Here is a 14,172-nt window from a genome sequence, read left to right as displayed (position 1 = left end):
CCAATGAATTGGCATGAAGAGGAAAATAAAGTAAAGCTCCATATTCTTCATTCGCTCGCCCGCAGCCAGCGTGCGCTGGCCCGCATGATCGAAAGCATGGCCGATGTCGTGGAGAGCTCCGAGGAAACGGCCCGCAGTCTTTCGGTGCACATTGAGGCGATCAGCCGGTATCAGCGCCAAATTGCCATGAAAATGGCCGGGGTCCGCATACGCCGCCGCTTGCGGCCCGGAATTCCGGGCAAGCCTTGGCTTGGCGAAGAGGTGAAAAAGACCGTAATAAGTAAGAGAGTCCGTACCTAACCTCAAGGAGGAAGGACGGACTCTTTTTTGCGTGTCTAGACTTTCGGAGATAGCGCCTTCCAGCTCAGCAGCAGTCCGCCGTAGACGAGCCCTCCGCCGAAGCCGAACAACAGAACGGTATCGCCGTCCTTGAGCTTCTGTTCCCGAATAGCTTCATCAAGCGCAAGCGGAATCGTCGCCGCAGACGTATTGCCGTACTTCTCGATCGTATGCAGCGTCCGCTCCATAGGAATCCCCATCTTCTCGCATACGGAATCGATGATGCGGAGGTTGGCGCTATGCGGGACGAACCAATCGATCTGATCCGTGGATAAGCCGGTTTGGCTCAGCAGGTCGTTAACGCCTTTCGGAATCGTTTGAACGGCGAATTTGTACACCTCGCGTCCGTTCTGCACAAGCTTGCCGTTCGTGTTCACCGGTTGGCCTTCCATATGATCGGCAAGCAGAGAGCGATAAATGTGTGCTCCGCCGCTGCCGTCGGTACCGCCCGTATAGGCAATAAATTGCGGACTGGAAGCGTCGGCATCGTCCCGTTCGAGCAGAACTGCTCCGGCGCCGTCGCCGAACAGCACGCACGTCGTACGGTCTGTGTAATCGACGATTTTGGAGAGGGCATCGGCGCCGATGACGAGCGCTTTGCGGTGCAGGCCGGAAGCGATCATCCCGTTAGCCATATGCAGGCCGTAGACGAATCCGGCGCAGGCGGCGCTTAAATCGAAGGAAGTCGTCTGCTTCATGCCGAAATGCGCCTGAATCCGGCAGGCGGTGGCAGGAAAAGAGAAATCCGGCGTACTGGTGCCGACGATCACCAGATCGACATCCTCCAGCACGGCGCCGTAGCGGTCAACAAGCTGCTGCACCGCTCCGATGCACAAGTGGCTCGTATACTCCTCCGGCGCGCTGATGCGCCGCTCGCGGATGCCGGTGCGCTGCACGATCCATTCGTCGTTGGTCTCCACCATGCGCTCCAGATCGGTGTTCGTCAGACGGCGTTCGGGAACGTAGCTGCCGACGGCGGTAATACGGGAGCGGTAAAGGGTCGAAGAGGAAGCAGGTTGAACAGATGATTCCATACGGGTTCACCTCGTGAAATGTAATGTAAAATAAATTGCCTGATATCATGAGTTAGTATTAGTACCTGGTAATAAAAATAATACTTCGATTTCTAGCTTCTGTCAATTGGCCGATGGCCCTATGCTGACTCTGGATGCAGGGAACAGCTTTGCGGATTTGGGTGAAATAAAAAAAAGAAAATTGTAGAAACTAAGAGCGCGAAGGTCTTGGAATGATCGGCAGCACAGTAAAATGGGTAATAAGGATCAAATTCAAGCAAGGGTGGTGTAATCGGATGTTTTCTTCTTTAAAGCGATTCCTTATTGGACGACCCTTAAAGTCCAATGAATTGGGGGAACAAAAGCTTACTAAGCTGAAGGCATTGGCCATCCTTTCCTCCGATGCGCTATCGTCGGTGGCTTATGGTCCGGAGCAGATCCTGTTGGTCTTAATGACGGTCAGTGCCGCCGCATTCTGGTATTCGCTCCCGATTGCCGTGGGCGTTTTAATCTTGTTGGTGGCTTTAATTTTATCGTACAGACAAATTATTTTTGCCTATCCTCATGGCGGAGGAGCATACGTCGTCTCCAAGGAGAATTTAGGGTTATACCCCGGGTTAATCGCGGGAGGCTCCTTGCTGGTGGACTATATTTTAACGGTGGCTGTTAGCGTATCCGCCGGCACGGATGCGATTACCTCTGCCTTTCCCAGCTTGCATCCCTATACGGTCATCATTGCCATTGCCTTTGTTTTGTTTATTACCCTGCTTAATTTAAGAGGGGTGACCGAATCGGCTTCGATCTTGGCCTATCCCGTTTATTTATTCGTCTTAGCTTTATTTATTTTAATTGGCGTAGGCCTATTTCACATTGCTACGGGAAGCGTAGCATCCAATCTCCATGCGCCCGTGGGCACGCCCGTAGCCGGGATCGGGTTATTCCTGCTTCTCCGAGCGTTCGCCTCGGGCAGCTCGGCCTTAACGGGTGTGGAGGCGATATCGAATGCCATTCCTAACTTCAAAGACCCGGCACCGAACAATGCGGCAAGAACGTTAATCGCGATGGGCTCCTTGCTGGCGCTGTTATTTTCGGGAATTGTCTATCTGGCTTACGATTATGGAGTTGCCCCGCGGCCGGAAGTTACCGTAGTCTCGCAAATTGCCGAACAGACCTTCGGCCGAAACTTTATGTATTATTTCATTCAAGGGACAACGGCCCTGATTCTAGTCCTTGCTGCTAACACCGGCTACTCCGCTTTTCCGTTGCTCGCGGTAAATCTGGCCAAGGATAAGTTTATCCCAAGAATGTTCACAATCCGGGGGGACCGGTTGGGCTATTCGAATGGAATTATCATGCTCGGATTGTTGTCCATTGTTTTAATCGTCGGTTTCCGGGGACAAACCGAACATCTCATCCCCCTGTATGCGGTCGGCGTATTTATCCCTTTTACTTTGTCGCAGACGGGCATGATGGTCAAATGGTTTCGCGAGAAGCCGAAAGGATGGGTTTTGAAGCTTCTTATCAACTCGACCGGCGCTTTGATTAGCTTGTTGGTCAGCATCATTTTCTTTGTTACCAAATTCGCGCAGGTATGGTCTGTTCTGATATTCTTGCCCGTCATCATTCTGATTTTCCACCGTATCAGGAAGCACTATGAGGACGTAGGGGACCAGCTAAGAATTAGCGAAAGTGAACCTGCGCTGTCCATTGAAGGCAATGTCATGATTCTTCCTGTAGCCGGCATTACTCAAGTGGTGGAGAATTCCTTAAACTATGTCAAATCGCTCTCCCCGCACCAGATTATAGCCGTTCATGTTCCGTTCAACAGAGAGGATGAAGCTCTTTTTGAAGAAAAGTGGGAAAAGTGGCAGCCCGGAATTAGACTTGTTACCCTCCATTCCCCTTATCGAAGTATTATTCAACCGCTGACTAAATTTATCGATACGGTACAGCGCAAAGCGAGTGAGTCCAACTACCAGGTTACGGTTGTGATCCCGCAGTTTTTTCCCAAGAAGGGATGGCACAATATTCTGCATAACCAATCAAGCCTGTTGATTCGGGCACATCTGCTGTTTCGCAGGAATGTCATTGTAACGACCGTACCGTATCATTTGAAGAAATAGTACCGGCAAGCGCAAAACAAATACCCGCATCCATTCGGACGCGGGTATTTGCGCTGCAAATCGGGTGAACCGTTTACGGTTACGTACCGACAACGGCGCTCAGTGCTCTGTAATTGGCAGTCATCGTAACTCCAACGCCGAGAAGCGTAGTAGGGGTTACGGTGAGTGTATAAGAATGGGTTCCTGCCGGAGGGGAATCGGTGAAGACGATGCTTACCGTAACGTTGGACGGTCCCAAAAGGGCCGTTACAGCGTCCAATAAGGCGGTGGCCGATACCGATGCCAGCAAAGTTTGAGAGCCCGTACCGAAGTCCCTGAACAAGTTGACGACATAGTTCACATCTAGTGCGACAAGAGCAGATGTGGAAAGCGAGACCACACCACTGATTTGTGCCGTAGTGTTAACAGCCGTAAATGTAACGCCAGGCAGCGTGAGGATCGGGGTCTGTGTTCCTGCTGGAAGTGCCAGCGGGGCTGACGTTTGAACTCCTGTGATAACCGCTGCCGTTCCGGCAGGTCCTGTGGGTCCAGTTGGTCCTGTCGGTCCTGTGGGTCCGGTTGGACCAGTTGGACCTGTAGGGCCTGTCGTTCCGGTAAGGCCCGTTAACCCGGTAAGGCCGGTCAATCCTGTTTCACCCATGGAAATCACTCCTTTTCTGTCAAGATACTAAATCATATGAGTGGACAATAGAAGCCGCCACGGTACATGCCTTATAGATAACCGCGTATTTATTGGTCTTATCCCGGGATATTCTCCTACGAAAACCGTTTTCTTCTTGCCGCCTCCCATAGGTTTCCGTACAGGCGTTCCGAAGAGGAATGCATATGATGAACAAATGGATATGCCGTGATTGAGCACCGTACCATCATTGAAGGAGGAAATCATGTGGATAAATTTTATCCTGTTGCGCTGCCTGTCTTGAACGGCAATGAGAAAAAATACGTGATAGATTGCCTGGATTCGACGTGGATCTCCTCTAACGGATCATATATCAAGCGTTTCGAAGAAGATTTCGCGGCCTTCTGCCAGGCGAAGCACGCCATCGCCTGCAGTAACGGAACGACGGCGCTGCATCTGGCTTTGCTCGTGCACGGCGTGGGGCCGGGAGACGAGGTTATCGTCCCTACGTTAACGTTCGTCGCCACGGCCAATGCGGTCACCTATTGCGGGGCGAAGCCGGTGTTCGTCGATTCGGAGCCGGAGACCTGGAACATCGATCCGAAGCGGATTGAGGAACGAATCACGCCGAGAACGAAAGGCATCGTCGCGGTTCATCTCTACGGGCATCCTGCTGACATGGACCCGATTCGGCAGCTTGCCCGGCAGTATGGCTTATTCGTCATAGAAGATGCGGCAGAAGCGTTGGGGGCCGAGTATAAGGGACAGCGCACCGGGGGACTGGGGGACAGTGCGATCTTCAGCTTGTTCGGCAACAAGATCATTACGACGGGCGAAGGCGGGGTATTGACGACGAACGACGATGCGCTTGCAGACGGGGCCCGGCTGCTTCGGGGACAGGGAATGGACCCGGAACGACGTTATTTCCACAGCGTCATCGGTTACAATTACCGGATGACCAACATTCAAGCGGCCATCGGCTGTGCACAATTGCAGAATGCGGAGTGGCATATCGCGCAGAGACTGCGGATTGCAAACCACTATACCAAGTATTTGCGGGATTGCAGCGCTCTTGCACTGCCTGTCCAGCAGGATTGGGCGAAGAACGTCTATTGGTTGTTCTGCGTCGTGCTGCGCGAAGGCTCGGAAGCCCAGCGCGATGAAGTCATCCGTCGGCTGCAGCTCCGCGGGATCGAGAGCCGGCCGTTCTTTTATCCGATGCACGTGCTGCCGCCCTACGAGAAGCTCCAATCCGCGTCGGAATTTCCGGTGGCAGGCCGACTTGGCGCTCAAGGCATCAATCTCCCGAGCTACGGTACGCTAACCGAAGCCGATGTGCGATACATTAGTTCTACACTGGTAAATATCGTTTCAAGTCTTTGATGCAGTAAGAACCAAAAAGAGTCCCTGACCGGTTCACTCGACTGGCGGGGACTCTTCTTCATTTCTCATTCGATTCGCTTTCCGACAGGAAGATCTTGTATAGGTGAAATAAAAGCTTGGAGGCTTGGTTTTTAAATAATAATGCAGTGAATATCTTTTCTATAGGAGCATTTAAACATAATCGTAAAAAGAGGGATTAATGATGAGGGAATTTTTTGAGCAATGGATTGCGGCAAGAAGGAAGAATATTGAATCCCAACAACAAGAACTGGATCTTCTACGGGATATTGCTGGAACCGACAATGAAGAGCTTATGAGATCCTTTTTAAACTACAATATCATTACCAGCCCGAGGCAACCGCTTCAATCAACGATCACGAATCCCCCGAATCAACCGGTTAGCGTATCCAATATGAATGACTTGCGTTCCGTAACAACCGTCACTGGGAGGGTATTTGGTTCTACGACTGACTTTTTGACTGCGGGTAACAATCAAAACGTTGTAGCCGTCCTGTCCAATCCCGCAGGAGCAACCTTCGATGTAGCCATTTCCTTAGTCACTTTGGCCACTTTAAAAGACGTAACGAATCAGCGAGATATTCGAGATGGCACCGTAGCTGGGGCGTTGACGACCAACACTATCTATAATTTAAATGGCAATTTTAGCACTACATCCGTCGCCACCTTTCGATCTGCCGGAGGCTTGGGCATCGATTTAACGGGCGGAACCCTTATGGCAACAAGGGCATTTCCGGCGAATACGACAAGTGTATTTGACTTCTCTTCAGCGATTATTATTAAACCGGGTGACAGTTACGGAATCAAGTTTAATTTTCAGTCCGGCGGTACGGCAGCCATTAATATTATTTGGGAGGAACGAGCGAGGTAATTCCGGAGGGAACTATAAAAAGGGCCTTCCCGCAGCCATGTTCATGGCTTCTGAACTGCCCTTTTTACCTTCTTTTATATCGTCAGCCGCCAACTCCGCCATGGTGATCTGTCTGATCCACCGTTTCTACTGTGATAGGATGTGCCTCTGCCAAGTGTCCGCCATTACATAACATTAGTGCCATGAGCAGTGACAACAATATTTTTTTCATTGTTCAGACACTCCATTCAATATGTTTTTGTACTCCCTCATTTGCTGTTCCGTGGCGTATTCGTCATGATCTTCGAATAACGTAATACATCGCTCGAATCCGGAATAGTATTGCATTTTACGAGAAAGATACAAAGCATATAGCAGTTCGTTGATCCCGTCTCCAATTTTTCCATTATTAAAGCTGTAGATCGTTTTCTCATACCAATAATGAAATAATTGCGTGCCGTTGATATAGCTTATAGAAGAATTTAAAGGGGGGATTCTTTGGCAGAAACGCTCAATGATTTCATCGATGAGAAGATTGAATTTGTTGGCGGCTTCCATAATACTGAGCAAATAAGGTAAAGTATATTCCGGGTGTTCATCAAGGAATTTGGCAAAATCGTGCAACACGTTTTTGTTTCCGGTCATGAGCTCCAGCGTATACATATTCCCCTTACCCCAAATTCGAAATTTCTCAACCTCCTTTCTTCCGGTTTCGTCCAGAAGCTCAAACCATCCAAGATCGGAATACTCTTTCACATACGGTTTGGCTTCCTCGTATTTTCCTTGCATAGTTAATGCGATCCCTTTCAGGAGGAATCCTTGGCCATAATATACCACCAAATGACGTTCCGTCTGCCCATCTTCAAAATGATCATTTTCTAGTTTTTGATCGTATCGCTTTTTTGCCAAGGTATGTAATTCATCCGCATAGCTTTCCACTTTGTCCCAATCCCAAAACGTATAGTAAACGTTTGCCATTTGGAGTATAGCATCTAACCGGACATGTTCCGGCAACTGGTTATAGTAGGACTCAAAACGAAGCAAGGCTTCTTTATTTTCCTCTGCGCCAATCCCTATTAAAGCTAGAAATAAACGGTACTGACTCATGATGAATTGTTCATGATCGCATTCTTGTTCATGATTTACGACATAGCGAAAGAAAGGAACGGCATCTTTTTTTCTCCCGAGCTTAAAGAGATGCTCTGCTATGGAATACATTTGCGAGCATGACAATGGCTTGTCCTCCGACAAAATATCTTCTAATTCCATATTGGGATGTATAATCATGTATTAACCTCCCTTATAAGTCAAATAATAACACAATATATTTCAATAATACAGTTATTTTTCAATATATTACCATAATATTCTCTCTATTTTTAATATGAGGTGTAGATACGGATAGAAAAGTGTCGTTCAACATATCGGTAAATAACAGCATGCCGAAATCGTTGGTACAAAACTTCGAATGCTGGTCAATTCGAGTATGGGGAACGCCAAAGGCCAGCCAGAAGCTACTGGCTGGCCTTTTATATGTGCGCCACGCATGGCGATTAACTAGGCGGTGAAAGTCCGCTGTGGGGGTAGGTAGTGGCCAGCCACTAGCCAAGAGCAAGGGTGTCCATCGCGAGGTGGAATCTGAAGGAAGCTGGAGGCAAACTTCCAGCCCGAGGAACACGAACATCATCAGGCATAAGGCATGGGATGAGTTTGCGTAACAAAACGAAGTCCAATTCACTACACGGACATGCCAATGTAAATGATGCGGGTATGTGGAAGGAAAGTGAATCGTCTTACCGTGGGAGGTCTCATGGACGTGAGGAGATGAACTTCGAATCACGGTTGAAACAAGATTTATCATGAGAAGTCAGCAGAGGCCATAGTACCTTGAGCAGTCGATGGCTCAAGGGAAGGGCTGAACCTTAGGAGGTGAAACGTCAATGAAAGTTACTGAAACAGGAGCAAGGGCAGCCAACTTCCAGCGGAAGGCTCGCCGCAGAAAATAGTAACGGCGAAATGATTGTATTGCTCCCTGACAGCTACAGCCCGTAACTTATTATTGTTGTATTATGACTAAAAAATTTTTATAGTAGTAAAAGTAAAGGGGTTTTGTTCAGGTTGTTCCCGAGCACTCCCCAACCTGAAATAAGAATCATAAGGAATATCATGGCGGATATCTCGTAGTGTGTAATAAGTCTTTTCATTACGTAGATTCCCTCCCGTTGTCTCTGAGATAAAAAAACTCCTAAAAATTACGGTAACGTACACGAGATTTTTGGAGAGGACATTACTGAAAGTAAAACTATCGAGAATTACAGTACGGGTATTACCGTACCTGAGAAACCAGGAATGTACACCTACAATTACAATGCCGTCTGGGATGAAGGAAGTGTGGCTTATATTTTTCGGATTAAGGTGGAGGAGTAGTTTAATATCACCGGGGGCCCCGGTAGAGAGTCCCCCTTCACCGCGTTATTAACTTACAAATAAAAATGAAATAACGAAAGATTAATTTTTTTAGAATACTGCCTGTTTTAGGCGGTATTTTTCTCACATTTGTCCCGACGCGCGCGCTACTTGTCCGAAGCCAGTGAATAATCCTTTGGACTCTAACACCCTTCCAAAACAGGTAATAAATTACCCCTGGCCTGTTATCTCACCATCATCAAATTTCGATTTTTTATGATTTCTTACTGGTCAACTCGACTACATTCTTAACAATATACGATAAATCTTATCTTTAGCTATAGCCTTAGTATTATTGAACCTCTGGGCTGTTCCCTCAGCACAACAGTCAATTATAAATACTTCCGATCATCATGGAGTGGGCAACTAAAGTTTGACGAATGGGCTAGGATGAAATTCAGAATCGACTTTAAACTCAACATTCAAATGAATCAAACACAAGCATTAAACAAAGGATTTGCTAAGCAATAAATTGGAGAAAACCCCTTTATCTAATCTCTTTTCGTAAAAATAGGCCAACCAGAAACCCCTGGCTGGCCCATTTTTATCTCCTCTTAATCCCCTAATTCAACTTATTCCAAACGCCGGGCAGCGTATGAAGACGCGCGAGTTGCTCGGCCAATTCCTTCTCCGGATGAGCCGTAAGGTCGTACGGGTTACTGAGCCCCGGCAGGCGTCCCCGGTTTAACTGCGTGGGGATGGCTTGCTCGATCCGGGCAGCGTCGAAAGGGACGGAGACCACGTTATCTGCCGCTTCCCGCCCGTGCTGGCGGTTGCCGATGTTGATGGCCGGGAGGCCAAAGAAGGGCGCTTCGATAATCGCGCTGCTGCTGTTGCCGATCATCAGGTCGACGTGTCCCAGCAGAAATAAAAATTGATCGTCCGGAATCGAAGGGAAATAGCGGATATGCGGATGCTCCCCGGCAAAGGCCAGCAGCTTCTCGCGAAACAAGTCGCCGCCCGAGTCGCTGTTCGGGCCAATCACATAGATCGCATGGCCGGCGTGGGGGCCTAGTCCCTTCAATACGGTGGAAATTTGCTCTTCGTAGGAAAGCTGCTCCTTGGAGTCCGGATGGATGCACAGCAGCAGCTTGCGCAACGGCGAGTCCAGCCCGTAGGCTTCGGTCCAGCGGCGTGCCGTCGCTTCATTTAATTGTTTCACCTGTTCGATCTGCTGTTTGCGCATCGAGCCGATCGGGATAATGCGCCAATCCGCTTCCCCCATCTGAAGCAAAAAGCGCTTGGCCTCAAGGGAGGCGACGAAGTGAAGGTGCGCCAACTTGCTGATGGCGTGCCGCACCGCGTCGTCTGCGGACCCGCTCTGCTCTCCGCCGTGCAGATGGACGATGCCAATGTTTTGATAATGGGCGGCAATCGCGGCAGCCAGCATTTCGCCCCGGTCACCGAGCAGCAGCACGGCATCGGGCTTGCTTCGCTGCAGAATGTCGGAGAAGTGCAACAATCCGAGCCCCAGCGATTTGCTCATCGCTTCGCGCGAATCGCCCTTCATTAGAATGGACGGCGCGGCAATCACCGGGAAGGCGTCCTTATGAATTTCCACAATCGTCTCCCCGTATTCGGAGTGCAGATGCATCCCCGTCACGATCAGCTCCAATTGAAATCTCGGATCGCTCCGGAGCTCCAGCAGCGCAGGCCGAATGATTCCGTAATCGGCACGGGTTCCGGTCACATAAACGATATGCAAGCTCCCACCTATCCTTTCTGCAGCGCCGTCGCGAGCTGACTGATCACGTACCGCTGTTCTTCCTCGGTCAACTGCGTATGGAACGGAATGGCGATCGTACGCTTAGCCATCCGTTCCGTCACGGGAAACGCGCCGGCCTCGAAGAGGAATTGCTTTCGATAGCACGGCTGCAAATGAATGGCCGGAAAATAAGGCTTCGACTGGATGCCCTTGTCGTGCAGGAAGCGGATGATCTCGGCTTGATCGGCGCCTTCCGGCAAAATGACGACAAAGACGAACCAACTGATTTTACATTCCTCAAGAGCCTGCGGAAGAGTAACGGGAACCTGGTATTCCCGAAGCAGCTCCTTGTACCGCTCCGCTTTTTCCTCCCTCTTGCGCAATAGCTCGGACAGCCGCTCCATTTGGGCGACGCCAACGGCAGCTTGAAGATCGGACATCCGGTAATTGTAGCCGACCTGCGTATGCTCCAGCCAGCCATCCTCCGGCGCCCTGCCTTGGTTGCGCAGACTGTAGGCCGCGTTCGCGACATCCTCCCGCTGCGTGACCAGAATTCCTCCTTCGCCGGTCGTCACCTGCTTGTTGGCATAGAAGGCGAATACCCCCGCATCCCCGAACGTTCCGGCCTTTTGGCCTTTCCATTCGGCTCCCAAAGCTTCGCAGGCATCCTCGATCACATGCAGGCTATGCTTCTTGGCGATTCGCATCAGTTCATCCATTTGGCAGGTTTGGCCGAACACGTGAACGGCTAAAATCGCCTTCGTGCGAGGGGTAATGACGCTTTCGATCTGTCGTGTATCCATATTTAACGTAAGCGGATCGATGTCGACGAATACGGGGACGGCCCCCTCGAACAACAGACAGTTAGAGGAAGCGATAAAGCTGTAAGGCGTCGTAATGACCTCATCGCCGGATTTCAGACCGAGTGCTTTCACCGCCACGTGCAAAGCGCTCGTTCCACTGTTCATCGCGACGGCGTGCGGAATCTGCAATTGCTGCCGGAAGGCATCCTCAAATCTGGTAAGCTTTTCTCCGAAACTAAGCTGGCCCGAGTCTAGCACTTCGAGAACATATTGTTTTTCCAGATCGGTCAGATCCGGGCGGGCTAACGACACAAACATAGTCTTTTCAATCCTTCCTAGTTGACATTGATATGTTAGTGTATGTCTATCTCTTAAAAAGGTTATCGGAAAATGCACATTTTTACCAAATTTTCGAAGGTTCAACCGTTGTCCATGACCCTCTGGTTGTCCGGAACATATGAATGGTTGTAGAAAGGTGGAGAGTCAATGATAGCTACTAGGGAGATGCTCTACTCTTTTTTTTCCAACCAATCGATCTTGGTAACCGGCGGTACGGGCTCCATCGGTCGGGGGATTGTCGAAGCGCTTCGATCCTATCGGCCTAAGCGGATTGTCGTGTTCAGCAAAGACGACAGCAAGCAGTATATGATGAAGCTCAGCTATGAAAATGATCCTATGGTTTCGTTTTGTTTGGGTGATATCCGGGACTACGAGAGTGTGGAGAACGCGACCGTGGGCATGGATATGGTGTTTCACACTGCGGCGTTAAAACAAGTTTCCGTATGCGAGAACTTTCCGTATGAGACGGTAAAGACCAATATTATAGGAAGTGAAAATGTCATCCGCGCCGCCATCCGCAATGGTGTGAAGAAGGTAGTCAATATCAGCACGGATAAGGTGGTGAATACGTACAATGCGCTCGGAGCTTCGAAGCTCATCGCCGAGAAGCTGTTCGCCAGCGCCAACGCTCATCTCGGGAACCGGCAGACACAACTGTGCACCATCCGGTTCGGCAATGTGATTGGAAGCCGGGGCTCGGTTCTGCCCATTTTTCTCGATCAGATAAGCCAGGGGAAGCCGATCACGGTAACCAATCGCAAAATGACGCGTTTTTTCATTACAATCCCCGAAGCGGTGGAACGTATGATGAAGGCGGCTTATTACTGCCAAGGAGGAGAAACGTTCGTACTGAAAATGAAGTCGTTCCGAATCGGCGAATTGGCGGATGCCGTCTGCGATTATTTCGGCGAGTCGGGCGTCAGACCGCGGATTCAGACTATCGGATTGCGGCCCGGCGAGAAATTCCACGAAGAGCTGATTTTTGACTGCGAACGCGAGCGTGTTCTTGAGGACGACGAATTGTATGCCGTCTTGCTGACGGAAGCCGATGCAACAGGTACGTATCTGCATTTCAAGCCGGCGTCGGTCCATACCTACCGTTCGAATCAAGGCGTTCACGTTCCGAAAGACGAGTTAAAAAGCATTGTCGCGCAAGAGCATCTGAAATATCGGGTTCGTTATAGCGGTGGATCGGAATGAAGGACGATCGTTTTCGACGCTCGGCAGAACTGACCAAGAAAGCCGCCCGCCTCATTCCGGCAGGATGCCACACGTACAGCAAAGGAGCGGATCAGTTTCCGCAGCTCGCTCCCGGCTTTATTCAATCGGGCAGCGGCGCTTGGGTGAAGGACGTCGATCATAACACGTTTCTCGATTGGGGCATGGGCTTGCGTTCCGTTTCGCTGGGCTATGATTATCCCCGCGTGACCCGGAAGGTGATGGAGCACGTGTGTCGCGGCAGCAATTTCACCAGACCGTCTCCGATCGAGGTCGAGGTGGCAGAGCTGCTGACGGATATGATTCCGTCTGCGGATATGGTGAAGTTCGCCAAGAACGGCTCGGACGTGACGACAGCGGCGATCCGGCTCAGCCGGGCCTACACCGGACGCAAGCGGGTCGCTTACTGCAAGGAGCACCCCTTCTTCAGCTTTGACGATTGGTTTATCGGTACGACCCCATGCGATAACGGCATACCGGATCAGCTCTCGGAGCTGTCGGTTCCTTTCCACTACAACGATATGGCAAGCCTGGAACGTATTTTCCAGCAGTACCCCGACGATATCGCGGCCGTCATTATGGAGCCCGTGACTGGGGAGCGTCCAGCCGCCGACTTCTTGCAGCAGGTCCGCCAGCTTACGCAAAAGCACGGTGCGGTGCTTGTTTTTGACGAAATGATCACGGGCTTCCGGTTCGGACTACCTGGGGCGCAAACGGTGTTCGGCGTCGAGCCGGACCTGTCGACGTTCGGCAAGGCGATCGGTAACGGATTTTCCTGCGCGGTGCTGGCCGGGAAACGGGAAATCATGGAGCTGGGCGGGCTCGATCATCCGCACACCCGCACGTTCCTGTTGTCGGCTACCAACGCGGCGGAGACGCATTCCCTCGCGGCCGTTCAAGAAACGGTACTGGAGTTCCGGGAGAAAGACATCATCGGCCATATCGAACGTACTGGGAAGAAGCTGATGGACGGTTGGCGGCAAATGACCGCCCTTCACGGAATCGAGCGTTACTTGCAAATCGGGGGCTACCCCAACAGTCCGGTCATTGTGTGCAAGGATGAGCAGGAGAGTCCGTCCCTCGCTTTCCGCACCATTTTTCTTCAGGAAATGATTCGGGAGAGCGTGCTCATGCCTTACGTCTCGATCAGTTATTCACATGGTGCAAGCGAAGTGGCGAAAACCCTCAGAGCGTTGGACCAAACGTGCAAGGCATACAAGAAGGCGCTGGAGCAAGGAGCGCAATCCGTATTGGTCGGCCCGGCGGTAAAACCGGTCTTTCGTAAATTTAATTAAA

Annotated in this window: 10 protein-coding genes; 6 read left to right on the top strand and 4 right to left on the bottom strand. The window is 50.5% G+C overall.

From position 1 onward, the window contains the following. The first annotated feature begins 3 nt into the window (after positions 1 to 3). Complete coding sequence (locus QMG93_RS24845) at positions 4 to 300, top strand: hypothetical protein (protein WP_281941282.1); 297 nt, start codon at positions 4 to 6, stop codon at positions 298 to 300. Positions 301 to 335: 35 nt separating this feature from the next. On the opposite strand, the gene QMG93_RS24840 is transcribed toward QMG93_RS24845, so the two are convergent. Then, on the bottom strand, positions 336 to 1,373 hold the full coding sequence (locus QMG93_RS24840) for a ketoacyl-ACP synthase III (protein WP_281941280.1): 1,038 nt from the start codon (positions 1,371 to 1,373) through the stop codon (positions 336 to 338). Positions 1,374 to 1,648: 275 nt separating this feature from the next. On the opposite strand from QMG93_RS24840, the gene QMG93_RS24835 reads away from it, so the two are divergent. The 3 genes from QMG93_RS24835 (at position 1,649) to QMG93_RS24825 (ending at position 6,366) form a co-directional block, all read left to right on the top strand. Continuing rightward, entirely contained in the window at positions 1,649 to 3,475 is a 1,827-nt protein-coding gene (locus QMG93_RS24835; protein WP_281941278.1) for an APC family permease, read from the top strand. 886 nt (positions 3,476 to 4,361) lie between these two features. Beyond that, a complete protein-coding gene (locus tag QMG93_RS24830) occupies positions 4,362 to 5,477 on the top strand; it encodes a DegT/DnrJ/EryC1/StrS family aminotransferase (RefSeq protein ID WP_281941276.1) in 1,116 nt (371 codons plus the stop codon). Between the two features lie 199 nt (positions 5,478 to 5,676). Further along, positions 5,677 to 6,366, top strand: coding sequence for a hypothetical protein (locus tag QMG93_RS24825; RefSeq protein ID WP_281941274.1), 690 nt, complete (start codon positions 5,677 to 5,679; stop codon positions 6,364 to 6,366). 207 nt (positions 6,367 to 6,573) lie between these two features. On the opposite strand, the gene QMG93_RS24820 is transcribed toward QMG93_RS24825, so the two are convergent. The 3 genes from QMG93_RS24820 to QMG93_RS24810 form a co-directional block, all read right to left on the bottom strand. After that, complete coding sequence (locus QMG93_RS24820) at positions 6,574 to 7,632, bottom strand: DNA-binding protein (RefSeq protein ID WP_281941273.1); 1,059 nt, start codon at positions 7,630 to 7,632, stop codon at positions 6,574 to 6,576. A gap of 1,741 nt (positions 7,633 to 9,373) precedes the next feature. Next, positions 9,374 to 10,516, bottom strand: coding sequence for a UDP-N-acetylglucosamine 2-epimerase (gene neuC / locus QMG93_RS24815; protein WP_281941271.1), 1,143 nt, complete (start codon positions 10,514 to 10,516; stop codon positions 9,374 to 9,376). An 8-nt stretch (positions 10,517 to 10,524) separates the two neighbouring features. After that, the gene (locus tag QMG93_RS24810; protein WP_281941269.1) at positions 10,525 to 11,637 is read right to left on the bottom strand and encodes a DegT/DnrJ/EryC1/StrS family aminotransferase; all 1,113 of its coding nucleotides are present in this window, start codon (positions 11,635 to 11,637) and stop codon (positions 10,525 to 10,527) included. Positions 11,638 to 11,805: 168 nt separating this feature from the next. On the opposite strand from QMG93_RS24810, the gene QMG93_RS24805 reads away from it, so the two are divergent. Both QMG93_RS24805 and QMG93_RS24800 read left to right on the top strand, forming a co-directional pair. Then, entirely contained in the window at positions 11,806 to 12,858 is a 1,053-nt protein-coding gene (locus QMG93_RS24805; RefSeq protein ID WP_281941268.1) for a polysaccharide biosynthesis protein, read from the top strand. After that, positions 12,855 to 14,171 (top strand): glutamate-1-semialdehyde 2,1-aminomutase, encoded by a 1,317-nt coding sequence (locus tag QMG93_RS24800; RefSeq protein ID WP_281941265.1) that lies wholly within the window; start codon positions 12,855 to 12,857, stop codon positions 14,169 to 14,171. Before QMG93_RS24805 ends, QMG93_RS24800 begins: the two co-directional genes overlap by 4 nt. The last annotated feature ends 1 nt before the right edge of the window (position 14,172 follow it).

The sequence above is a fragment of the Paenibacillus tyrphae genome, assembly GCF_027925525.1.
GTDB lineage: Bacteria > Bacillota > Bacilli > Paenibacillales > NBRC-103111 > Paenibacillus_G > Paenibacillus_G tyrfis_B.
The sequence above is the reverse complement of the archived record's forward strand: the minus strand, read 5'-3'. Positions and strand labels throughout refer to the sequence as shown.